The following is a 22,887-nucleotide window of genomic DNA, read 5'->3' as shown; positions in this document are numbered from 1 at the left end:
CGGGCTGCGTTCAGGCGATCTCTGTAAGGGCGCCGTTGTCGGCGACACTCACGCGCTTGCCGCGATAAGCTTCGAACGCGTCACCACCAAGCCGCAAAGCCAGCGGCGTCTGCCAGCCCATTTCCCTGGCCACGATCAGCCCCAGCAGCAGGATCGCGTCCGGCTCGTGCAGCACGAGGGCAGCCGGCGCATGGCCATTGTGGACGAGCTCCAGCAGCACGGCCGACGCCGAGGACGAGCCGATCGTGCCCGGCAGGAACAGCACACGCCCGGCAATGCTCTCGCCATGCTGCGGGTGGCGGACATCGGCGATGCGGCCGTTCTTCGGATCGACACCGCCCCAGAAGCTGATCGGGGCGGTCAGCACCAGGGCGGCGCCTCCGCCACCGCTGCCCGGCACCAGGATTTCCGCGACGGCGCTCATGCGGCGATATCCGTAAAGCGTGGCTTACCGATGACGGCGCTTTCGACGCAGTCGGCCAGCGAGCCGTAAAGCACGGCGTAGCCGGTATTGCCCGGCGCGTATTGCGCGAACTTTCCCGAATTGGTCATCAGCACGCCGTTGCTGAGCTCCGGCAGGATCGGCGTCACCACCACGCAAGTGTCGGCGACGATGACGACGCCGCTTGCCTCGAGCGTCTTGCGGCGGCCGCTCTGTTCGAGCGTCGTGAGCACATGGCGGCCGGTGCAAGCGTAGATCGGTACACTAAGCCGCCGCCCGCCGATCAACTGCTCCAGCGCTTCGAATTCGGCCGAAGACAGGTGCGGACTGCCGATCGCCACCGCATCGATGGCGGTTTGCGTAGCCGCGGTGGAAAGTCCGGCGCGGGCCTTCATGGCCATCTCCGGCGTGACGCGGATCACCGTTTCTGGCCTGCCGCCGGCCAGGATGGTCTCGGTGTCGGGCGCTTCGGGCGTCACGCCGGCAATGTGGAACATGCCGACGGCGCCCGACGATGCCGCCGCCGCGCCGAAGGCTTTCAGCGCGTCTTCGCCGGGATGGCTGGATATTCCGGTGACGACGCCAACCGCGTTGCCAACCTCTCGGCCATAGAGGCTGCCGAGCACCGGCCAGGCGATCTCCGAGCCAAGGAAGGAGGCGGAAAGGCCGGAGACGTCGAACACCAGCCGCGCCCGCCGGTTCTCGGCGCGATGCAGGCCGTAATCCGGCGCGCGGCCCGATATGGCGCAGGCGATGTCGAGGAAGTCGCCATAGCGGTTGGTGCGCGCGCCGAGCACCGAATTGCAGAACACCACCGCGTTCGATTCGCCCCATGCGACATCGCTGCCCTGGGCTGGCCTGTGGCCGGCCTGATAGGGCGCGCAGGTCCAGCTCTGCTCGCAGCCCAGTTTGCGGTAGGCTTCCATCATCCGCCGCGCCATGCCGCGCGCCGGCTCCTCGAGGCGCACGCGCGAACAGCCCATCAAATCGAGCGCGCCGACATTCAGCGTCGAGCGTACCGCAACGCGCGCGCCGCCCTCGATCAGCCTTTCAGCAAACAACGTGCCGGAATCGCCGTGATAAAGCGCCCCGTCAATATGCGCCGAGGCGATCGGTATCAGCCGCGGCGCGCCGAGCAGCGCCGCGCTTTCGGCAACGATGCGCATCGCCATCGCCGCCCCGTCATGGCCGGAGGCGACTGCCTTCTCCTGCGCGCTGAGGGCAAGGCTCACTTGAACTCCTTGCGCATGGTGATCGAGGTCGGCCGGTCATAGCCCTCATGTGCGGTGCGTTCGGTTTCGCGAAAGCCGAGGCGGGCAAAGGTCGCGTGATTTGCCGTGAGTTCGATCCGCGTCTGCAGTTCGATGGCGGGTCTGTTGCGGCGGCGGGCAAAATCCTCGACAGCCTGCATCAACTGTCGGCCGATGCCTTGCCCTTGTAGTTCTGGCTGGATGGCGAGCTTGCCGACATAGACATCATCGGTCCGCTCCAAGGCGAAAATGCAGCCGGCGATCCGGCCGTCCTGCAGCGCCAGGAACACCGTTTGCCGGCCAGCCTTGTCCCTGAGGTTTTCGACATTCAGCAGATGCGCCGAGGAGGGCGGGTCGATGACGCCGTCCATCGGCGCGAAGGCGCGCATGATTAGGGTGAGCAGCTCGTCCCAACGTTCAAAGCCGGGGGCAAGTTGCGTTATGAAAATTCCGGCGGGCTGATCCATGCGCTCAGCTTCTCTTGTAGCGGATCGTATCGAAGCGCGCCGAAAGCGCATCGTAGAGCAGCAGCCGGCCGACCAGCGGTTCGCCGATGCCGGTGATCAGCTTGATCGCTTCCATCGCTTGCAGCGTGCCGACGACGCCGGTCAGCGCGCCGACAACGCCGGCGACAGCGCAGGATGGCACCAGCCCTTCCGGCGGCGCCTCGGGGAACAGATCGCGATAGCCTGGGTTCGGTTTGCCGTCGGCACCGGTCTCGAACGGTGTCAGCACCGTCACCGAGCCGTCGAAGCGGCCGACCGCGGCATGCACCAGCGGCCGCTTTTCCGCCGCACAAGCGTCAGCCACGACATAGCGCGTCTCGAAATTGTCGGAGCCGTCGACAACGATATCGTAGCGCGCGATGAGCTCAGCGGCATTGTCGGCCGTCAGCCTGAAATCGTGCAGTTCCACCGCCACATTGGGATTGATCCGGGCGATCGCCGCCTTGGCGCTCTTGGTCTTCGCCGTGCCGATCGTATCGGTGGCGTGGATTACTTGCCGTTGCAGATTGGAGAGCGAGACGGTGTCGTCATCGACGATGCCGAGCGTGCCGACGCCGGCGGCGGCGAGATATTCCAGCACCGGCGCGCCGAGCCCGCCGGCGCCGATGACCAGCACCCGCGCCCGCTTCAGCCTCTGCTGGCCGGCGCCGCCGATCTCGGGCAGCACGATGTGGCGCGCATAGCGCTCAAGCTCTTCGTCGGTGAAGGCGGCAGGGGTCATTGCCGGACCATATAGCGGGTAAAAAACCTTGTCAGGTCTCTTCGGTTGGCCCAACCGTGCCGTGGTCGACCGTGAGGAACTGCGCACGCCCTCTGAGGCTGGAAAACAGCGCCGCATCGGTTCCGGTCATGAAGGCCTGGCAATTCAGCTCTTCCAGGATCGAAAACAGCGCGGCGCGCCGGCCGGCGTCGAGATGCGCGGCGATTTCGTCGAGCAGCAGGATCGGCGTCATCCCCGACATCTCGCCGGTCAGCCGCGCATGCGACAGCACGATGCCGACCAGCAGCGCCTTCTGTTCGCCGGTCGAGCAGAGTTCGGCCGGCATCGCCTTGGGGCGGTGGCGCACGAGAAGATCCGAACGGTGCGGGCCGTCCAGCGTGCGTCCGGCGGCGCGGTCGCGCTCGCGACCATCGGCAAGCGCGGCGCGGTAGCGTTCCTCGACATCCACCGCTGGCGCATTGGCGACTTGTTCTTCCAGATCGCCGGAAAGACGGATGTCGGCCTGCGGAAACGGCCCGCTGCTGGGCAGCCTGTCGATCATGGCCGCGAGCAGACGCACCAGTTCGGCACGCGCCGCGGCGATCGCCACGCCGGTCTCGGCCATCTGCGTCTCGATGGCCTCGAACCAGGCGCCGTCGCGCGAGCCTTCCGTAAGCAACCGGTTACGTCCGCGCATCGCCTTCTCATAATCGAGGGCGCGCTGGCCGTGGCCGGGATCGATCGCCAGCACCAGCCGGTCGAGAAAGCGCCGCCGGTCGGCGGCAGGTCCCGGAAACAGGCCGTCCATGGCCGGCGTCAGCCAGACGACGCGTAGCCACTCCAGCATGGCGTCGGCCGAGCGCGCCGGCGCACCATTGATCCGCACCTTGCGGCCGCCCTCGCCGGCGGCTTCGCCACCGGTGATGCCGGTGCCGATCTCGACCTGTCCCTCAGCCCCGTCTAGCCTTGCATGCAGCGCAAAACCGCCATCTCCGCCTTCGCGGGCTACGTCGGCATAGGGCGCGCGGCGCAGACCGCGGCCCGGCGTCAGCAGGGAAATGGCTTCCAGCAGATTGGTCTTGCCAGCGCCATTGTCGCCGGAAAACACCACGGCGCCCGGAGAAAGGTCGATCGCCAGGGACGCATAGTTGCGGAAATTGGTAAGTGTTAGCTTACTTATATGGCTTTGTTGGGGCAACCGCTATCCGCCTGTAGAAGTCGCCGCAATCGTCACGCAGAAGGTGCGCCGCAGTGCGGCTACACCCGCATCGGCATCAGCACGTAGAGTGCAGTTTCGTCGGCCATGTCGTGGATCAGCGTCGGCGAACCGGCATCGGCCAGCATGAACTTCGCTTCCGTGCCGGTCAGCTGCGCGGCGACGTCGAGCAGATACTTCGCATTGAAGCCGATCTCGATCGGGTCGGACGAGTAGTCCGCGGCCAGTTCTTCGGTAGCGCTACCCGAATCCGGATTGTTTACCGCAAGCGTGACCTGTCCCTCGGTGATTGAAAGCTTCACCGCACGGCCGCGTTCGGAGGAGATGGTCGAGACGCGGTCGACGGCGGCGGCGAAACTCTGGCGGTCGATGATCAGTTTCTTGTCGTTGCCGGTCGGGATGACGCGCTGATAGTCCGGGAAAGTGCCGTCGATCAGCTTCGAGGTCAAAACCACGCTGCCGATGGTGAAGCGGATCTTGGTGTCGGACAATTCGGTGGTGACAGCGACATCCGGGTCGTCGACCAGCTTCTGCAACTCGCTGACCGTCTTGCGCGGAATGATGATGCCCGGCATGCCTTCGGAACCCGCCGGCGCGTCGATCTCGGCGCGCGCCAGGCGGTGGCCGTCGGTTGCCACCGAACGCAGCTTCAGCTTGCCGCCGGTCTCATGCGTGTGCAGGTAAATGCCGTTCAGATAATAGCGCGTCTCCTCGGTGGAGATGGCGAACTGCGTCTTCTCGATCAGGCCTCTCAAGGCGACGGAATCGAGCCGGAAGATATGCGAGAAGGATCCGGCCGAAAGCTCGGGGAAATCGGACTGCGGCAGGCATTGCAGGCGAAAGCTCGAGCGACCCGACGTCACCGTCATGGCGTTGCCGTCTTCGTCGGTCTTCAGCATTACCTCGGCGCCGTCGGCGAGCTTCCGCACGATGTCGTAGAGCAGGTGGGCCGGAACCGTCGTCGCCCCGCCGCGCTCGACCTTTGCGGGTGTCGCTTCGGTCACTTCGAGGTCGAGGTCGGTGGCTTTCATTTCAAGGCTTGCGCCCTCGGCGCTGAGCAGCACGTTCGACAGGATCGGTATAGTGTTGCGCCGTTCGACCACGCGATGAACGTGGTTGAGCGACTTCAGGAGATTTGACCGTTCCAGGATAACACGCATGACGAAACAGGCTCGCTTGAATGAATGAACGGGTCACCAATAGGCGGCGCCCCGCGAAAGGTCTGAACAGGCTCAGAATCTATGCAAACTGACAGGAAAAAGCCGTTAAACGCAAGCCCGCGCCACCGGTTCGAGCCGGTTACGCGGGCTTTCTGGGGATAAAGCAGGCAATGGCCGCCAACCGATGCATGTCGCCCAAAAGTGCGCAGCGGTTTTGGGACAACGACATGCATCAAAACAAGAAATTTAAAGCGCGCCGACCGAATACTCTAAACCCGGCGCGCTCTGTTTGCCTCGCCGCTCAGGCCTGGTCGTTGATCAGCCTGCGCAACAGTTCCAGCTCCTGCGCCAGCGTATTGTCGACACCCGAAAGGTCCTCGATCTTGCGCACGGCGTGCAGCACCGTTGTGTGATCGCGACCGCCGAAACGCCGGCCGATCTCCGGCAGCGAACGCGGCGTCATCACCTTCGACAGGTACATGGCGACCTGCCTGGGCTTGACGATGGTGCGCGTGCGCCGGTTGGACAGGAGCTCTGTCTTCGACACATTGTAATGGCGCGCCACGATGCGCTGGATGTCCTCGATGCGCACCCGCTTCGGCTCGCCCGAGCGATAGATATGGCCGAGGATTTCGTCGATGCGGTCGATGGTGATCGCCGGCTCGAACGACTGACGGAACAGAAGCTGGTTGAACGCGCCTTCCAGTTCACGGCCGCTGCCGGTCACCGTGCGGGCGACATGGTTGAGGATCTCCTCCGAAATGTTGAGCGACGCATCGTCGACCTTGGCGGTGGCCAGACGCAGCTTCAGCATGCCGATGCGCATGGCGAAATCCGGTGCCGACATTTCCAGCGCGACACCGCCATTGAGGCGCGAGCGAACGCGCGGCTCCAGCGATTCCAGCTCCGACGGCGGCCGGTCGGCGGCAACCACCACTTGCTTGGCGCTGTCGAGCAGCATGTTGATCAGATGGCAGAATTCATGCTGGATCGACTTGCCTTGCAGGAACTGCATGTCGTCGATGATCAACAAATCGATGTCGCGCAACTGTTCTTTCAGCGTCAGCGCGTTGTTGTCGCGGATCGCGGTGGCAAAGCGCCACATGAAATATTCAGCCGTCAGATAGACGACGCGCGACTTCGGGTTCTGCTTCAGGGATTCGGCCGCGATCGCCTGCAAAAGGTGGGTCTTGCCGAGCCCGACGGTCGCATGGAGGAACAGGGGGTTGAAGCGCACCGCGCTCGACTGCGATTCCGCCACGGCTTTGGCGGCAGCGAAGGCCACCCGGTTCGACGGGCCTTCGATGAAGGAGCCGAACGTGTAGCGCGGATCGAGCGGCGACCCCAGCACATTGTGCCGGAACTCGGCCTCGATCGGCGTGCCGGGGCGAGGGGCGGGCGCCCGCTCCACCCGGCCTGGACCCGCCGTGCCGGCCGCCAGTGCGGTCTGCGTCTGCTTGGTCATCTTGCGCGCGGGCACGGCTTCGGGCTCGACGCCATTGCGGGCCGGACGGGTCGCGGTGCGCACGACGATCTCGATCTTCAGGATCTCTGGATCCTCGTGCTTCCACAGATCGGCGATGAGATCGAGATAGTGACCATTGATCCACGAGCGCAGGAAGGCCGTGGGCACAGAGATGCGTACAATGCCCCGGGAAGCCTCCGCCACCTTCATCCGCCCGAACCAGCTCGAATAGACCTCGGTTCCCAGACGCGCCTTCAACTGGGCCTTGACCCGGTCGAACTTCTGTTCCGCGTCGCTGGAAGCCGCCATGTCGTGCGCTCCGACCAATGTTCCAGGAAATGGCAGGTCGCCCGTAAGCTCCCGCTCGATGCCGCTCTGCATGATTGTGCGTCCCTTGCTCTTTTGTACCTTTTTTCCGCCGGGAGTGCGCCTCCTGCACCCATGTTTCCGGCGACCGTATCTTCGCTACAACACCACCGCCGCCGCCGGCGGATGACGTTGCCTCGTCAGCAAGGGATCGGTCCCGGCTGCTTAAAGCCAGTCCGTCTGACATGTTCGGGCAAAGCAACACCACCCGGCGAAAACGCCGGTGCGCCATCAACCTGCCATGTACAATTACGCCAGTCCCCTACCGCACGGAAAAGACAAACCATACCCGTTCGCGGAATTGATCCACGTCATGAATTCTGCCATTGTGAGCTGGCCGATTCAGGCTGGGTTATGGGCTAATGGCCCGTCCCTTTCGATGGACAGACATTACCGAAATCGCTGTGGATAGGGCAAGGCCACCTCTAACGGATTTTTAAGGAATCTGGTTACTGATGAAGGGTTCGGGTCCCGTCTTGGAACCGCAGATTTTGACAAAGCCATTGTGATTCAAACCCTTTTGCCGCGAATATGAAAATGGCTGTGCGGTTTGAAATTTTCTGAAATAATTCGCTTGACACCAACTTGTCGCCTGTCGCCCACAGGCGATGTGAACAAGCTGTGGATCACCGGCCACAAGTCATTGAAAAATATCAGTAATTTGTGACAGCCAAATTTATTGGCATGGGCCATTTCGGTGGATTGGAATATCAGCGGGAGTGTATGTGCCGGCAAAGCATTCCGAACTCTGGAATGCGGGCCGGGCGCGCTTTGCGGGCGTTCTTTTTAAGTGCTTGCCGGCAAACGAAAAAACCCGGCGCGATCGGCCGGGTTTGAAAGAACGACAGTTCGGGAGCGGTCGATCAGGCCGACAGCACCTTGAGGCGGTGAGCCAGACGCGACACCTTGCGCGATGCCGTATTCTTGTGGATCACGCCCTTGGTCGCGGCGCGCATCAATTCCGGCTCTGCGGTCTTGAAGGCTTCCAGCGCGGCTGCCTTGTCGCCGGCAGCCAGTGCCTCTTCGACCTGGCGGACATAGGTACGCACGCGCGAGCGGCGGTTCTTGTTGATCGCTGCGCGGCGGGCGATCTTGCGCGTTGCCTTTTTGGCCGAGGAGGTATTGGCCATGGTGCCTCTCTTCTGATCTGGTGAGCGCATGCGGGATGCCGCAGGGCGCAAAAAACAAACGGGCAGCCAACGGCCGCCTCGGTTGGAGCGGCTTATAGTTCAGCTTTCCCGGCGCGTCAACGCCGCTTTGGCTTCTTTTTGGCCTCTGCCGCCGGAGCATGATGCCGAAAAGTGCGAAGCGGTTTTTCGGAGGGCATCATGCTCTAACGCGTTGACGCTAGCGGTCGGTGAAATTCGGCTTCCGCTTCTCAGCAAAGGCCGCCATGCCTTCCTTCTGGTCGTCGAGCGCAAACAGCGAGTGGAACAGCCGGCGCTCGAAGCGCAGTCCCTCGGCCAGCGTCGTCTCGTAGGCGCGGTTGATGGCCTCCTTGGCCATCATCACCGAGGGCAGCGAAAATTCTGATATCCGGGCTGCGGCCTTCAGCGCCTCCTCGACCAGCTCGGCGGCCGGCACGACGCGCGACACCAGGCCGCTCCGCTCGGCCTCTGCGGCATCCATCATCCGTCCGGTCAGGCACATGTCCATCGCCTTCGACTTGCCGACAAAGCGGGTCAGCCGTTGCGATCCGCCCATGCCGGGAATGACGCCGAGCGTGATTTCGGGCTGGCCGAATTTTGCCGTGTCGGCGGCAATGATGAAATCGCACATCATCGCCAGCTCGCAGCCGCCGCCCAGCGCATAGCCGGCGACAGCCGCGATCATCGGCTTGCGCGTGCGTGTGAAGTCCTCCCAGCCGACGAAAAGATCCCGCACATAGGCGTCGGCGTAGGCGATGGTCTGCATTTCCTTGATGTCGGCGCCCGCCGCAAAAGCCTTCTCGGAACCGGTGATGACCATGGCGCCGATGCGCGGATCGGCATCGAACCCCTTTGCCGCCACCAATATGTCCGCCAGCACCTGGGCATTCAGCGCGTTGAGCGCCTTGGGCCGGTTCAGCGCGATCAGGCCGACCTTGCCGCGCGTCTCAACGATGATGGTTTCATAGCTCATGGGCTGGCCTCCTCGTTCCGGCAATGAAGAGACCGGTCTAGCTCACCGCTGACAGGTCCGGCAATAGAAGGTCGAGCGGCCGCTTTGCACGACGCGCTCGATGTGGCCGCGGCAGCCGGGCGTCGGGCAGGGCTCGCCCTCGCGATCGTAGACCGCGAAGGAATGCTGGAAATAGCCCAGCGACCCGTCTGTGTGCACATAGTCGCGCAGCGACGACCCGCCGGCGGCGATCGCGTCGGCAATCACTGAACGGATTGCCTCGGCCAGTCGTTCGCTCTGTTCCTTGGCCTTCTTGCCGGTCCCGGCGATGGTGCCTGCCTCGCGCAATGGCGACAGGCCGGCGCGCCACAGCGCCTCCGACACATAAATGTTGCCGAGTCCGGCAATCAGCTTCTGGTCGAGCAGCGCCGCCTTCAACGGCGATCTGCGGCCCTTCAGCAGCGAGGCGAGCAGGGGGCCGTCGAGAGCGTTGCCGGTCGGCTCGACGCCCAGTCCCGCCAGCATCGGATGCGCGTCTGCCAGCCCTTCGGCAAACAGCATGAAGCCGAAGCGGCGCGGGTCGTTGAAAACCACGCGAGACTGGACGCCGGCTGGCGACACGACGTGGAACACGACATGGTCGTGCTTGGCATCCTTCGAGCGCTCGTGATGGAATGCGCCCGGCGTCTCGCTGTCATCAACGGTTTCGATGCGGAACGAGCCCGACATGCCGAGATGGCAGATCAGCACCGGGCCGCCGTCCAGATGCATGGTCAGATATTTGGCGCGGCGGCCAAGCGCGGTGATGGTCTTGCCGGTCAGCCGCTGCGCAAATTTCGCCGGAAACGGAAATCTGAGATCGGGCCGGCGTGCCTCGACGCGCACGATGCGCGCGCCTTCCAGAACCGGCTGAAGGCCACGCCGGACCGTCTCGACCTCTGGCAGCTCAGGCATGGCCGCCTATCGTCGCATGAAAGGAAGTACCGTGTCGGCCTTGCGCCAGCGCGAGGTGTTCGGCCACGGTTTCACCGATGTCGGCGAAGGTGGCCCTCAGCCCGATGTCGCCGCCCGTAAAGCCCGGTGCGGTGCCGATCACCGGAATGCGTTCGCGCGTGTGGTCGGTGCCGCGCCATGTCGGATCGTTGCCATGGTCGGCGGTGAGGATGAGCAGATCGCCCGGCTTCAGTTTCGCCAGCGCCTCCGGCAGCCGCCGGTCGAAGGCTTCGAGCGCCGCCGCATAGCCGGCGACGTCGCGGCGATGGCCGAACTCGGTGTCGAAGTCGACGAAATTGGCGAACACCAGGTCGCCGTCGCCGGCCTCGTCCATCGCGCCCAGCGCCTTGTCGAACATCGCCATGTTGCCGGGCGCCTTGCGCACTTCCGAGATTCCGCGATGGGCAAAGATGTCGCCGATCTTGCCGACCGCGATCACCCGGCTGCCGCGCGCTGTCAGCCGGTCGAGCAGCGTCGGTTCCGGCGGCGGCACGGCGTAGTCATGGCGGTTGTAGGTGCGCTCGAAGGTGGCTGATGTTTCGCCAAGGAAGGGCCGTGCGATCACCCGTCCGATTTTGAGCGGGTCGACCAGCCGGCGCACCGTCTTGCAGAACTCGTAAAGCCGCTCGAGGCCGAAATGGACCTCGTGCGCTGCTATCTGCAGGACGGAATCGACCGAGGTGTAGCAGATCGGCTTGCCGGTACGGATATGCTCCTCGCCGAAGCGCTCTATGATCTCAGTGCCCGGCGCATGGCAGTTGCCGAGAATGCCCGGCACCTTGCCCTCGCTGATCATCGCTTCGGTCAGTTCGGCAGGGAAGGCAGGCACCGTATCGGGGAAATAGCCCCAGTCGAAGCGCACCGGCAGGCCGGCGATTTCCCAGTGACCCGACGGCGTATCCTTGCCGCTCGAAATCTCCTGCGCAGCGCCGTGGAAGGCGGAGGCCGAAACAGCGCCGGCCTTACTGTCGAATCGAAACCCGGTCGCAGTGTGCGCGGCGCGGCCTAGACCGAGTGAAACCATGTTGGGCACCAGAAGCGGTCCCTTGCGCAGGCCTTCGCGATCGGCGCGGCCTTCCGCGCAGGTCTGGGCGATATGTCCGAATGTGTTCGAGCCGGCGTCGCCATAGCGTTCGGCATCGGCCGCGCCGCCAATGCCGAAGGAGTCGAGAACGAAGAGGAAAGCGCGCGCCATCGGTGCCGTCATTGCCAGTCTGGGTGACCAGACATAAGGTCCCGTCGCGGCATTGGCAAATCGGAAACCAGGCAGCAACGGCCGGGCGTGTTAGTCGCGATGGCAGGCAGGCGCGCTGCACGGATTCTTGCGAGATGCGACGCGCTTCGAGGAACGGCGGTACGAGGCATGAAACGATGAGACGGGCGGATCTCGCCATAGGGCCGGCCATAGGGTCGGCTTGGAAGGCATTGGCGACCACCGTGGCGTTGCTGGCCTTGCCGCACACCGCGCACGCCGACTGGCGCGACCAGATCGGGACGTTTCGGATCGGCATCGTTGCCGAGCCGGGAGCCGGCAACACGGTTCCGGGTCTGGCCCTGCTGACAGACGCCTACGGCAAGGCGCTCGGCATGAAGGTGGAATTCGTCGTCGCGCATGACTATGCAGCGCTGATCGAGGCACAGGCCAATGCCCGGATTCAGTATGCGGTCTATTCGGCAACCGCCTACGCCACCGCCTCGGAGCGCTGCGGCTGCGTCGAAGCTCTGGTGGCGCCGGTCGATGCCGACGGTGCCACCGGCATCCGCTCCGTGCTTTTGACGCGTGACAGCAAGCTTCCCGATCTCGCAGCCATGCAAACACACCGCATCGCCATGGCGCCTTCCGACAATGTCGGCGGTTCTCTTCTGCCGCTCGCCGGGTTGGCGGCCGATGGCATCAAGATCAGCCAGGATGCGCCATTCCTCACTCATGCCGGCTCGGCTGCCGCTGCCGAGGCGATGCTTGTCGATGGCCAGGCCGATGCCGTGTTCGGCTGGGAGCGGGCCGCGGTGGAAAACCGGACGGCGATTGCTGGCGATCAGCCGGCCGATCCGGACGGCACGGCTGAGCGACTGGAGGCGGCAGGAATTCCGAAAGCCGCGCTCCAGACCATCTGGACCTCCGCTGTGCTGAGATATGGTCCCCACGCCGTCCGCAGCGATCTCGACCCCGAAGCCAAACGCCGGCTGACCGTCTTCCTCACCAATCTCCGATCGCAGTCGCCGGAAGTGTACGATCTCGTGGAATCGAAACATTCCGGCGGCTTCATATCAGCCGCCGCTGGCGACTACGCGATGGCAACAGCCATCGTGCGCCTGCTGTCGGACAGCAGCGGTCAATAGATCCGGCGCTTCAGCAGTTGCCGCAGGGGATCGTCGTGCTCCGGCGCGGCCTGAGGTAGTAGGTCTCGCCCATCGTTATCGAGTCGAAGGCAGAGGTCAGCCCAAGTCGCTTTTCGCTGTCGGCAGACCAGGTGACGATGGGCTTATAGGCCAGCTGGCTTTCGACGCGGATGAGGAAAGTGTCAGCGATCCTGAGCGTTGCGGGGACTGTTGTGATGGTGTCCTTGGCGGCGTCGACGATATAGGAGCCCTCGACCAGCTTGCGCGACCACACGACCTTTACCTTCGGCGGCGTCTCGGTCGTTACCTGTATCGCCGTGACGATGATCGTCGGCGTTGAGCGGTTGTAGGGCTGCAGGGTCGAGGTGCCGATCTTCATGATCGCATCGATGTCGGCGGCCACGACTGTCTGCTGCTGTGTGATCAGATCCGCAACCATGGAGCCGATGCGGCTGACCTTCTTGCTGGTCTCGATGGCCTGCGAGGCCTCCATAGTTACGAAATACATGATCAGGAGCACAGGCACGATGAAGGCGAACTCGATGGCCGCGATGCCGCGGCGATCCGAGCAGAACCGCGTCGCTCTTGCCCAGATACCCGAAAATCCCTGATGTGCCCCCGCACGATACATGCCTGTTTCCCTTTAAGCCAAAATAACGCTGAGTTCTCAGTCGTCGAACGGTTCGTTCTGCCAGGTCACCGATGCGAAATGCAACGTGTTGCCGTCTTTCAGATTGGCCATCGATTTGGCCATGAAATCGGTCATGACCGGCCATTTGTAGAAGACCCTCAGCATGTTCTTCGTTTCCGCCAGTCCCGGCGTCACGGCGAAGCTCATCGAACTCGTGCCTTGCGTCAGCACGATCTCGCCATCGACGATCTTGAAGCCAGCCGTGGCGGCATCGGCAAAGGTCGGATATTCGCGCAGATCCACCAGCAAGCCCGGGCAGGTCTTGGCGACCATGATCTCCAGCCGGGTGCAAATGATGTCCCTGAGCTTGGTCCCGGTCAGGTCGGTCGGCTTCAATTGGCCGGTGCGCACCTGGCGTGCGACGTCATCGGTGATGTTGGCCATCACCTCCTGTCCGGCAAATGAAATGCAGCTCTCGAGGATGGCGAAGACGAGAAGCGCAAACGGGATCGCCAGCATGGCGAATTCTATCGCCGTGCTGCCGCGACGATCGCCAAGGAAGCGGCGGCCGAGCTTCGCCGGTGCTGCACTTGCCTTGCCGATTTCGGGTGTTGAATCCTCGCCCATGTTCCGTCCCTGCCGATCCTGATGCGATGCCAGCGGCCACATTTAGCGAGAACCCATTGAGGCCCGGTTTGGATGACTGCTAAATTCGGCGGGAAGGCATTAACCCGCCGCTAACCGAAGCGACATTTCGGGGAAACAGCGAGCACCCCAGGCGCTTACTGACCGGCGCTCATTTCGGCTTCGGAGGTCTTCTCCGACTCGCTTTTGAACGAGCTCTCGCAATAGGGCGTGCAGGACATGGTCTGTACCGAAGCGCGCCTGTAGATACGCACCGACGATGCGTCCTGGCGTACCACGGTTACCTGCTCGTCGACGATTGGGCTACCATCCTGATCGAGCACAACCAGATTGGTGACGCCGAACCCCTTGCCCGTCAGCACGATGGTCGATGCATCCTGGACGGAGGCGTCGGCAATCGCCGGATTGCCGATGACGATGGTGTCAGCTGGGCGTGTCAATTTGACGATCTTGGCCTGGTTCATCGTCACTTCGATGCCGGCTCCGGCCTTGGCCGGCAGCACAAAAGCCGGGACGGCGAGGAGCGCGGCAAGCAGGAATGACGATTTCATGGCGGTCATCGAGGCGCTCCACGGCAAACTTGTTCAACGGAACATGAACGAGATTGGTGAACCAACGGTTAAGCCGATGACCGGGCCTGGGATATCCCCACGCATTTTGCCGCTAGCTAATATAAAGAGCGTCCTGCCGATTGCCGCGAAGCTCCAGCTTTCGCGGCCTTTTCACGGGCAGGCAAGCCGCTGTCCGGCGTTTAGTTTACGGTTAACCACGCACGCTGTTCGAAGCGCGAAAGGAATCGGTAAGGCTGTTTATTAAGCCGATTGAAAGAGCTTCTCCCTAGATTGGCAGCATCCGATCAACCACCACAGAAGTTGACGGAAGTGCTGTAACACGTGGAGTAGGAGCTCTCGAATGTCTAATCTCATCGCACGTTTCGTGAAGGACGAGTCCGGCGCGACCGCTATCGAATACGGTCTGATCGCCGCTCTCATCGCGCTTGCAATCATGGTCGGTGCTGGTTCGCTCGGCAACGCCCTGGGCGTCAAGTTCAATGACATCGCCACTGCCGTCTCGACCGGCAACGCTCCGTAATACTTACGGGTCGACGATTGTTTGGGAACAAGGGCCGCTCTTTGCGGCCCTTGTTTCATTTGTGCGATGCGCAGGATCTGAATCCGCAATTCGCAGGCGACACCAGAAAATTTGAGATCGCTGCCTCATCAATCGTTAATCGAACCTGTCTAGGCTGAAGTCCGATACAATTTGACCAAGGCGCCGCGCCGATGCTTGAAGCCCTGATCTTTGTCGTCTTTCCCTTCTGCATGCTCTTTGCCGCGATCTCCGACATGCTGTCGATGACGATCGCCAACCGCGTACCGGTGTTGCTGCTGGCGGTGTTTGCCCTGGTTGCGCCGCTGACGGGCATGGACTGGGCAACCTATGGCTGGCATTTCGCTGCCGGCGCCCTGGTGCTGGCCGTGACGTTCGGTCTGTTTGCGCTTGGCGGCATGGGGGGCGGAGACGCCAAGCTGCTCGCCGGCACCGCCGTCTGGATGGGGTTCAACCCTCACCTCGTCGAGTATCTGGTGATCTCGACATTCATCGGTGGCCTGCTGACGCTCGCCATCCTTGTCTATCGGAAATCGCCGCTGGCGACTTACACCAGCCACAATCCGTTCCTGCGCCATTTCGCCGACGACACGACCGGCGTTCCCTACGGCATTGCACTCGGCATTGGCGGGCTGCTGACCTATCCGGATTCACCTTTGATGGTATGGGCACTGGCAAGGCTGGCGGCCTGATACAGCGAGCCTCTTTGCCGCTCCGGGATCGATGAAAAGAGGCGGCTTGGCCGCCTTTTTGTTTGTCGCAGCGTTGGATGCGTCTAATTTATGTAAACCTTAAATTAATCACGATCGTAAGCATTACATTAACCTTGTTTTGACGATTGCCGCTGCAAAGTCCGGCCTGGCTAGGTGTATTGCCTAAAGGCGAGGGTTCGGACAGATGCCAGCATCCCGACTGATCATTCTGGGCGTGGCGGTGGCTGCGGCGGGTGGTGCAGGTTACGTTGCGAAGAACATGGTGGCGGTCTCGCCGCCCCAGCAGGTCGTTGCCGACGCGCCTCAGGCGCCTGCAATCGCCTTGCAGGATGTGCTCGTGCTTTCCGGCGACGTCGCCATGGGCAGTCCGCTTGAGAACAACATCAGTTGGGAGTCCTGGCCGGCTGAAGGGATCAACGCGAATTTCATCACCCGTACCGTCGAACCCGACGCGCTGGACAAGCTGAAAGGCTCCGTCGCCCGCGTTGCGATGTACACCGGTGAGCCGCTGCGGCGCTCCAAGCTGATCGGCGAGGGGCAGAGCTTCATGTCGTCGATCCTGCCCACCGGCAAGCGGGCCGTCGCCACCGCGATCTCGGCCGATACGTCGGCAGGTGGCTTTATCCTGCCCAACGATTTTGTCGACGTCATCATGACCCGCAGATCCGACACCGGCAACGCCGGCAGCGGATTCACCACAGAAACCATCCTCAAGAACATCCGCGTCCTGGCGATCGACCAGACCATCCAGGAGGACGAGGAAGGCAAGAAGACCAGGGTCGGACAGACGGCGACGCTGGAGCTGACGCCGCAGCAGGCCGAGATCATCACTGTCGCCCAGCAGATGGCCGACCGCCTGACGCTGGCACTGCGCTCGATCACCGACAACAAGGAAAAAGGCACCGATGAAGCCGACTACCTCGTTTCCGGCAATGGGCGGCGCGGAACGGTGCGGTTGATCAAATCGGGCGAAGTTTCCGAAGTAGGGGCAAGGAAATGAGGTTAATCGCTAAACTGCCGGTCACTATGGCTGCGGCAATCGGCCTGCTTTTCCTCGGCGCCCATGCAAGTGGCCTCCTCGAGGCCAAGGCCGCCGGCAAGAGCGCCGGTGTCACGGCTTCAACGGCCACGCAACGCGTCAAGCTCGGCCTCAACAAATCGGTGGTCATCGACCTGCCAAGCGACGCCTACGACATCCTTGTCGCCAACCCCGCGGTCGCCGATGCGGTGACGCGCACGGCAAGGCGCATCTATCTGTTTGGCAAGGCAGTGGGCGAAACCAACATCTTCGTCTTCGGTCCCAATGGCGAGCAGATCGTCAGCCTCGATCTGGCCGTCGAACGCGACGTCGCCGGGTTGGACGACTATCTCAAGCGCTTTCTGCCGACGGCCGACATCAAGGTCGAGTTGCTGAACGACAACGTCGTCCTGACCGGCACCGTGGATACGCCGCTAGATGCCAAACGCGCCGTCGATCTGGCAACCATCTTCGTGTCCGGCGGTGAAGCGACAACCGGCCAGTATTCGCAGACCGCGGCCGGTGGCAATGCCAATGGCGGCGTCGACATCAACAATCCGGATGCCGAGCGCCGGGTCTCGAAGATCGTCAACCTGCTGCAGATCATCGGCGACGACCAGGTGACGCTGAAGGTGACCGTGGCCGAAGTCAGCCGCTCGGTGATGAAGCAGCTCGGCGTCAATATGGTCGGCAACGGCAGCATCGACGGCATTTCCTACGGTGCGCTGAGTTCGCCCAACTACGGGCTGGGCAAACCGATTTCGCAGTATTCGGCGCTGAATCTGCTGGGTGACGGGAAAGGCAATGGCCTTCAAGCCTACATCAACGCCATGGAGCAAAGCGGCGTCATGAAGACGCTTGCCGAACCGACCCTCACGGCGGTTTCGGGCGAGAAGGCAACGTTCAGGGCCGGCGGCGAATTCAATCTTATCACCGCACGTACGAACAACGTTTCGACCGACAACCAGACCGGCCAGGTAACCTACACCAACGAAAAGCTCGAATACGGCATCGGCCTCGAGTTCCAGCCCGTTGTGCTGTCGGCGGGCCGGATCAGCCTCAAGGTCAGGACCTCCGTGTCGGAGCCGACCATGGAAGGTGCGGCCACCCTGGAAGGCGCCGCCAACTTGCCCGGCACGACGCTCCTGTCGATCCGCAAGAGGCTTGCCGACACCACCGTCGAATTGCCGTCAGGCGGCTCGATGATGATCGCCGGCCTGGTTCGCGACGACGTCCGCCAGGCCGTATCGGGATTGCCCGGCCTGGCCAAGATACCGGTGCTCGGCACGCTCTTCCGCAGCCGCGATTTCATCCGCAACGAAAGCGAGCTGGTGATCATCATCACCCCCTATCTGGCGCGGCCGGTGGCGCGCAACGACCTGGCCAAGCCGGACGACAATTTCAACGCCGCCGGCGATGGCCCGGCCATGTTCCTTGGCCGCGTCAACCGCGTCTACGGCACCATGCAGACCGACAAGCCCAACGGCCGTTACCACGGCGTTGTCGGCTTCATCTACAAGTAAGCGGGGAGCGGACATGTCTCAGTCAGCATCGAAGGCAATGGCGGTCGCCGCAACAGTGCGGTCCGGTGGTGCCCGGATCCGCCGATCGGCAATACCGATCCTGGCGATCGCGATCGCGGCCTCGCTCGCCGGTTGCGCCAAGCGCGACAGCATCACGGTTGGGGCAATCCCTGATGACTATCGCACCACGCATCCGATCGTGATTGCCGAGAAGAACCAGAAGATCGACCTTCCGGTCGGCGCCGGTGATCGCGGCATGACCGGCTCGCAGCGCGACACGCTTCTGGGCTTCCTCGACGGCTACGACAAGAGCGCCGCCCCCGCGCTGACGATCGCAACCCCGATCGGCTCGGCCAACGAGGTGGCAGCGACCGCTGCGGCGCGCGATTTCGCCAGGCTGGCGATTGCCAGCGGCATCAAGCGAAACCGGATCGTCGTTACCTCCTATCAGTCGGTTTCCCCGGAAGCCTCGGCGCCTATCCGCGTCTCCTATATTTCGGTGAGAGCCCAGACCGACAAATGCGGACGCTGGCCCGAGGACCTGTTCGAGTCCTCGGAAAACAAACACTACGCCGATTACGGCTGCTCGTCTCAGAACAACCTCGCCGCGCAGCTCGCCAATCCGGCCGATCTGCTCGGGCCAAGAAAGTCGACCGATATCGACGCCGAAAACCGCGGCGCGGTGATCGACGTCTATCGCGGCAGAGGTATTTCGGACGAGTTCCTCGGCAATTCGGAAGTGACGTACTAGGAGCGCCAGCCCGCGTAGAGACTGGAAAGAGAAGTCACGGAAAGAGCATGACGATGAGCAATCTTGCCTACGACGCGCCCGTAGACGGCGGCGACAGCTCGCAATCGGATATTGCCGCGATGCAGGCGCTGCGGCCGGTCCCGCGTATTTCGATACAGGCATTTTGCGAGACCGAAGGTGTCGCGCATCCGGTGGAGCGGGCCGGTGAGGATCGCCGCATGGCGAAGGCGCATCTGAAAGTGCATATGGGCGGCGTCGCCACGGCGATCGAATTCTACCAGTCGGCGCCGACGCCGAACCTGATCCTGCTGGAATCGCGCAGCGAACCCAAGCAGTTGCTGGAGCAGCTTGCCCAACTTTCCGAATATTGCGATCCCTCCTCGAAAGTCGTGGTGATCGGCCACTACAACGATGTCGGGCTTTACCGCGAACTCATCCGCTTCGGAATTTCCGAATATGTCATCGCGCCGGTGTCGATGGCCGATGTCGTCTCCGTGGTGTCGTCGATCTTCGTCGATCCGGAAGCCGAGCCGATCGGCCGCTCGCTCGCCTTCATCGGCGCCAAGGGCGGCGTCGGCTCCTCGACCATCGCCCACAATGTGGCGTGGGCGATGTCATCGCTGTTCAAGTCGGAAGTGGTCGTCGCCGATCTCGACCTGGCTTTCGGGACGGCCAACATAAATTTCGACCAAGACCCGGCGCAAGGCATCGCCGAGGCCGTGTTTTCGCCCGAACGCGTCGACGAGGTCTATCTCGACCGGCTGCTTGCCCAGTGTGCCGAGCATCTGTCCTTGCTTGCCGCGCCCTCCACTCTCGAACGGGTCTATGACTTTGATCCCGAAGCCTTCACGCAACTCATCGACACTGCGCAGCGCAGCGTGCCGCTGCTGGTGCTCGACGTCCCCCATGTCTGGACCGGCTGGACCAAGAACACACTGATCAAGGCCGACGAGATCGTCATCACGGCGACACCGGAACTGGCCAATCTGCGCAACACCAAGAACCTGGTCGATATGCTGAGCCGGCTTCGCCCGAACGATCCACCGCCGAAACTCATCATCAACCAGGCCGGCGTGCCGAAACGCCCCGAGATATCCGCTTCCGACTTCGCCGAGCCGCTCGGCATCACGCCGATGTCGGTTATCGCTTTCGATCCGTTGCTGTTTGGAAACGCCGCCAACAACGGCCGCATGCTGGGCGAGATGGATGCCAAGAGCCCGGTGGTCGGCATGATCAATGAAATCGCGCATGTGCTGACCGGTCGCAGCGAAATCAAGGCCAAGAAGAAGGCAGGCCTTGGCGGCCTGCTCGGCAAGCTCTCGCGTAACAAGAAATGACGCTTCTCAAGCGGAATTGGTAGTCGATCATGTTTGGTAAAAGAGGCTCCGACGACGGCGGCCGGTCCACCCCGGAATTCCGTCAGCCAGCACCGCCGCCCGCGGCGCCGGCGGCTGCAAAGCCTGCGGACACGGCAGTGCTTGCTCGGCCAGCCGCAGCGCCCCCGTCTGCTGCGCCGGCAATGCCGCCCGCTCGCCGTGCTGTTGAGGCGCCGCCGATGGCGCCGGAGCCGACAAGAAAGATCCAGCGCGAACGCAGCGAGACCTACTACGACACCAAGAGCCAGGTCTTCTCCGCGCTTATCGATACCATCGACCTGTCGCAGCTCGCCAAGCTCGATCCCGAGAGCGCGCGCGAAGAAATCCGCGATATCGTCAACGACATCATCGCCATCAAAAATTTCGCAATGTCGATTGCCGAGCAGGAAGAGCTGCTCGAAGACATCTGCAACGATGTGCTTGGTTACGGCCCGCTGGAGCCGTTGCTCGCCCGCGACGATATCGCCGACATCATGGTCAACGGCTCCAAGAACGTCTACATCGAAGTCAACGGCAAGGTCGAACAGACCGGCATCCGCTTCCGCGACAATCAGCAGTTGCTCAATATCTGCCAGCGCATCGTCAGCCAGGTTGGCCGCCGCGTCGACGAATCGAGCCCGATCTGCGACGCCCGCCTGCCCGACGGCTCCCGCGTCAACGTCATCGCCCCGCCGCTGTCCATCGACGGCACCGCGCTCACCATCCGCAAGTTCAAGAAGGACAAGCTGACGCTCGATCAGCTGGTCAAGTTCGGCGCCATCTCGCCGCAGGGCGCCGAGATACTCAAGATCATCGGCCGCGTCCGCTGCAACATCGTCATCTCCGGCGGTACCGGCTCCGGCAAGACGACGCTGCTCAACTGCCTGACCAACTATATCGACCGCGAGGAACGCGTCATCACCTGCGAGGACTCGGCCGAGCTGCAACTGCAGCAGCCGCATGTGGTGCGTCTCGAAACCCGCCCGCCCAATCTCGAGGGCGAAGGCGAGGTGACAATGCGCGACCTGGTCAAGAACTGCCTGCGCATGCGGCCCGAACGCATCATCGTCGGCGAAGTGCGCGGACCGGAGGTTTTCGACCTGCTGCAGGCGATGAACACCGGCCATGACGGTTCGATGGGAACGATCCACTCCAACAGCCCGCGCGAATGCCTGAACCGTATCGAATCGATGATCGCCATGGGCGGCTTTTCACTGCCGCAAAAGACCGTGCGAGAAATCGTCGTCGGCTCCATTGATGTCATCATCCAGGCAGCACGCCTTCGTGACGGGTCGCGCCGCATCACCCACATCACCGAGGTGATCGGCATGGAAGGCGACGTCATCATCACGCAGGATATCGTGCTCTACAACATCAAGGGCGAGGACTCGAACGGAAGGCTGCTTGGCGAGCATGTGTCGACCGGCATCGGCCGCCCGCATTTCTGGGATCGCGCCCGCTACTATGGCGAGGAACAGCGCCTCGCCAATGCGCTGGAATCGATGGAGAAACGCGCTGACTGACGCATCTGGAGGCGTGGGGACCAAGGTTGATGTTCGGAATTGACACCACCGTACTGGCGTTCATCGTGCTCGCCGGCTTCAGCGCCGGCGCGGTCGCCTATGCATTCTTGTTCACCCAGATGAGCAACGAGAAGCAGGCCGGCAAGCGGCTCGAGACGATCAAGGCCGCCGAGACCGATCGTTCGGTCGTCAAGGCGTCACGCGACCGTGTCGCGGAGGCGGTCAAGCGGCGCAAATCCGTTCAGGATTCGCTGAAACAGCTCGATGAAAAGCAGAAGACCAACGAACGCGTTGTCAAGAAGCCACCGCTGAAGGCACAGATTCGTCAGGCCGGCATGCAGGTCTCGATGGAGCGTTTCTATCTCTACTCCGCCTTTTGCGGCATCGCGCTGACCGCATTTGCCTATTTCGCCGGGGCACCGATGCTGGTCCTGCCAGGTGCGCTGCTGGCCGGCGCGCTCGGCCTGCCGCGCTGGTTCGTCTCGTTTCGCCGTACGCGCCGGGTCAAGGCGTTCCTCAACGAATTTCCCAACGCCCTCGACATCATCGTACGCGCTGTCAAATCCGGCCTGCCGCTCAACGATGCCATTCGCCTGATCGCCAATGAATCGCCGGAGCCGGTCAAGATGGAGTTCCGCCGCATCGTCGATTCACAGCAGGTTGGCATGTCCATCCCCGATGCCGCCTTGCGCATGGCGGAAACCATGCCATGCAGCGAGGCAAGCTTTTTTGGCATCGTCATCCAGATCCAGTCGCAGGCCGGCGGCAATCTCTCCGAGGCGCTGGGCAACCTTTCGCGCGTGCTTCGCGATCGCAAGAAGATGAAGGCCAAGGTCCAGGCGCTGTCGATGGAAGCAAAGGCGTCGGCCGTCATCATCGGCGCGCTGCCTTTTGTCGTCGCCCTTCTCGTCTACCTGTCGAGCCCGAATTACATCATGCCGTTGTTCACCACCAGCACCGGCAATCTGATCCTGGGCTGTTCCGGTGTCTGGATGTCGATCGGCATTCTGGTGATGCGCAAGATGATGAACTTTGAGGTTTAGGCCCGACTTCGGAAAGCTCGAACGAAAAGACTGAAAA

Annotated in this window: 23 protein-coding genes; 9 read left to right on the top strand and 14 right to left on the bottom strand. The window is 62.7% G+C overall.

Annotated features, from left to right (window positions below; translation table 11 throughout):
• Positions 1-10: 10 nt before the first annotated feature.
• The 11 genes from AC1D1B_RS00450 to AC1D1B_RS00400 all read right to left on the bottom strand — a co-directional run bounded on the left by AC1D1B_RS00450 (position 11) and on the right by AC1D1B_RS00400 (position 11,393).
• Entirely contained in the window at positions 11-424 is a 414-nt protein-coding gene (locus AC1D1B_RS00450) for an aconitase X swivel domain-containing protein (protein ID WP_477328779.1), read from the bottom strand.
• Positions 421-1,674: an aconitase X gene (locus AC1D1B_RS00445; RefSeq protein ID WP_477328778.1), complete on the bottom strand. Its 1,254-nt coding sequence runs from the start codon at positions 1,672-1,674 to the stop codon at positions 421-423. The genes AC1D1B_RS00450 and AC1D1B_RS00445 overlap by 4 nt, the downstream gene beginning before the upstream one ends.
• Positions 1,671-2,159 (bottom strand): GNAT family N-acetyltransferase, encoded by a 489-nt coding sequence (locus AC1D1B_RS00440; protein WP_477328777.1) that lies wholly within the window; start codon positions 2,157-2,159, stop codon positions 1,671-1,673. Before AC1D1B_RS00440 ends, AC1D1B_RS00445 begins: the two co-directional genes overlap by 4 nt.
• Positions 2,160-2,163: 4 nt before the next feature.
• Complete coding sequence (locus tag AC1D1B_RS00435; RefSeq protein ID WP_477328776.1) at positions 2,164-2,919, bottom strand: molybdopterin-synthase adenylyltransferase MoeB; 756 nt, start codon at positions 2,917-2,919, stop codon at positions 2,164-2,166.
• Positions 2,920-2,950: 31 nt separating this feature from the next.
• Positions 2,951-4,096 carry a DNA replication/repair protein RecF gene (gene recF / locus AC1D1B_RS00430; protein ID WP_477328775.1) on the bottom strand — a complete coding sequence of 382 codons (1,146 nt, stop codon included), beginning with the start codon at positions 4,094-4,096 and terminating at the stop codon, positions 2,951-2,953.
• Positions 4,097-4,155: 59 nt separating this feature from the next.
• Positions 4,156-5,274 carry a DNA polymerase III subunit beta gene (gene dnaN, locus AC1D1B_RS00425; protein ID WP_023669575.1) on the bottom strand — a complete coding sequence of 373 codons (1,119 nt, stop codon included), beginning with the start codon at positions 5,272-5,274 and terminating at the stop codon, positions 4,156-4,158.
• Between the two features lie 301 nt (positions 5,275-5,575).
• Positions 5,576-7,120 carry a chromosomal replication initiator protein DnaA gene (gene dnaA, locus AC1D1B_RS00420; RefSeq protein ID WP_477328774.1) on the bottom strand — a complete coding sequence of 515 codons (1,545 nt, stop codon included), beginning with the start codon at positions 7,118-7,120 and terminating at the stop codon, positions 5,576-5,578.
• Positions 7,121-7,968: 848 nt separating this feature from the next.
• Entirely contained in the window at positions 7,969-8,235 is a 267-nt protein-coding gene (gene rpsT, locus AC1D1B_RS00415; RefSeq protein ID WP_023681995.1) for a 30S ribosomal protein S20, read from the bottom strand.
• A gap of 217 nt (positions 8,236-8,452) precedes the next feature.
• Entirely contained in the window at positions 8,453-9,226 is a 774-nt protein-coding gene (locus tag AC1D1B_RS00410) for an enoyl-CoA hydratase (RefSeq protein ID WP_477328773.1), read from the bottom strand.
• A 42-nt stretch (positions 9,227-9,268) separates the two neighbouring features.
• On the bottom strand, positions 9,269-10,159 hold the full coding sequence (mutM, locus tag AC1D1B_RS00405) for a bifunctional DNA-formamidopyrimidine glycosylase/DNA-(apurinic or apyrimidinic site) lyase (protein ID WP_477328772.1): 891 nt from the start codon (positions 10,157-10,159) through the stop codon (positions 9,269-9,271).
• Positions 10,152-11,393 carry a phosphopentomutase gene (locus AC1D1B_RS00400; RefSeq protein WP_477328771.1) on the bottom strand — a complete coding sequence of 414 codons (1,242 nt, stop codon included), beginning with the start codon at positions 11,391-11,393 and terminating at the stop codon, positions 10,152-10,154. The genes mutM and AC1D1B_RS00400 overlap by 8 nt, the downstream gene beginning before the upstream one ends.
• A gap of 176 nt (positions 11,394-11,569) precedes the next feature.
• Here AC1D1B_RS00400 and AC1D1B_RS00395 point away from each other — a divergent pair, with 176 nt between their 5' ends.
• A complete protein-coding gene (locus AC1D1B_RS00395) occupies positions 11,570-12,538 on the top strand; it encodes a phosphate/phosphite/phosphonate ABC transporter substrate-binding protein (RefSeq protein ID WP_477328770.1) in 969 nt (322 codons plus the stop codon).
• 10 nt (positions 12,539-12,548) lie between these two features.
• On the opposite strand, the gene AC1D1B_RS00390 is transcribed toward AC1D1B_RS00395, so the two are convergent.
• The 3 genes from AC1D1B_RS00390 to AC1D1B_RS00380 all read right to left on the bottom strand — a co-directional run bounded on the left by AC1D1B_RS00390 (position 12,549) and on the right by AC1D1B_RS00380 (position 14,374).
• Positions 12,549-13,169, bottom strand: coding sequence for a TadE/TadG family type IV pilus assembly protein (locus AC1D1B_RS00390; RefSeq protein WP_477328769.1), 621 nt, complete (start codon positions 13,167-13,169; stop codon positions 12,549-12,551).
• Between the two features lie 36 nt (positions 13,170-13,205).
• Positions 13,206-13,796 (bottom strand): TadE/TadG family type IV pilus assembly protein, encoded by a 591-nt coding sequence (locus AC1D1B_RS00385; protein WP_477328768.1) that lies wholly within the window; start codon positions 13,794-13,796, stop codon positions 13,206-13,208.
• Positions 13,797-13,951: 155 nt separating this feature from the next.
• On the bottom strand, positions 13,952-14,374 hold the full coding sequence (locus AC1D1B_RS00380; protein WP_181056288.1) for a pilus assembly protein N-terminal domain-containing protein: 423 nt from the start codon (positions 14,372-14,374) through the stop codon (positions 13,952-13,954).
• Positions 14,375-14,726: 352 nt separating this feature from the next.
• Here AC1D1B_RS00380 and AC1D1B_RS00375 point away from each other — a divergent pair, with 352 nt between their 5' ends.
• From AC1D1B_RS00375 to AC1D1B_RS00340, 8 genes are all read left to right on the top strand, one after another.
• Positions 14,727-14,906 (top strand): Flp family type IVb pilin, encoded by a 180-nt coding sequence (locus AC1D1B_RS00375; RefSeq protein WP_454576564.1) that lies wholly within the window; start codon positions 14,727-14,729, stop codon positions 14,904-14,906.
• 191 nt (positions 14,907-15,097) lie between these two features.
• Entirely contained in the window at positions 15,098-15,616 is a 519-nt protein-coding gene (locus AC1D1B_RS00370; protein WP_181056287.1) for an A24 family peptidase, read from the top strand.
• Positions 15,617-15,821: 205 nt separating this feature from the next.
• Positions 15,822-16,637 (top strand): Flp pilus assembly protein CpaB, encoded by an 816-nt coding sequence (cpaB, locus tag AC1D1B_RS00365; RefSeq protein WP_477328767.1) that lies wholly within the window; start codon positions 15,822-15,824, stop codon positions 16,635-16,637.
• Positions 16,634-18,178, top strand: a complete 1,545-nt coding sequence (locus AC1D1B_RS00360; protein ID WP_477328766.1) for a type II and III secretion system protein family protein — start codon at positions 16,634-16,636, stop codon at positions 18,176-18,178. Before cpaB ends, AC1D1B_RS00360 begins: the two co-directional genes overlap by 4 nt.
• A 13-nt stretch (positions 18,179-18,191) precedes the next feature.
• The gene (locus AC1D1B_RS00355) at positions 18,192-18,929 is read left to right on the top strand and encodes a CpaD family pilus assembly protein (RefSeq protein ID WP_477328765.1); all 738 of its coding nucleotides are present in this window, start codon (positions 18,192-18,194) and stop codon (positions 18,927-18,929) included.
• A 53-nt stretch (positions 18,930-18,982) separates the two neighbouring features.
• On the top strand, positions 18,983-20,266 hold the full coding sequence (locus AC1D1B_RS00350) for a CpaE/TadZ family protein (RefSeq protein WP_477328764.1): 1,284 nt from the start codon (positions 18,983-18,985) through the stop codon (positions 20,264-20,266).
• A 29-nt stretch (positions 20,267-20,295) separates the two neighbouring features.
• Entirely contained in the window at positions 20,296-21,807 is a 1,512-nt protein-coding gene (locus tag AC1D1B_RS00345) for a CpaF family protein (RefSeq protein ID WP_477328763.1), read from the top strand.
• 29 nt (positions 21,808-21,836) lie between these two features.
• Positions 21,837-22,850: a type II secretion system F family protein gene (locus AC1D1B_RS00340; protein ID WP_477328762.1), complete on the top strand. Its 1,014-nt coding sequence runs from the start codon at positions 21,837-21,839 to the stop codon at positions 22,848-22,850.
• Positions 22,851-22,887 lie beyond the last annotated feature (37 nt).

The sequence above is a fragment of the Mesorhizobium sp. P2_C5_2 genome (assembly GCF_056404535.1).
The sequence above is the reverse complement of the archived record's forward strand: the minus strand, read 5'-3'. Positions and strand labels throughout refer to the sequence as shown.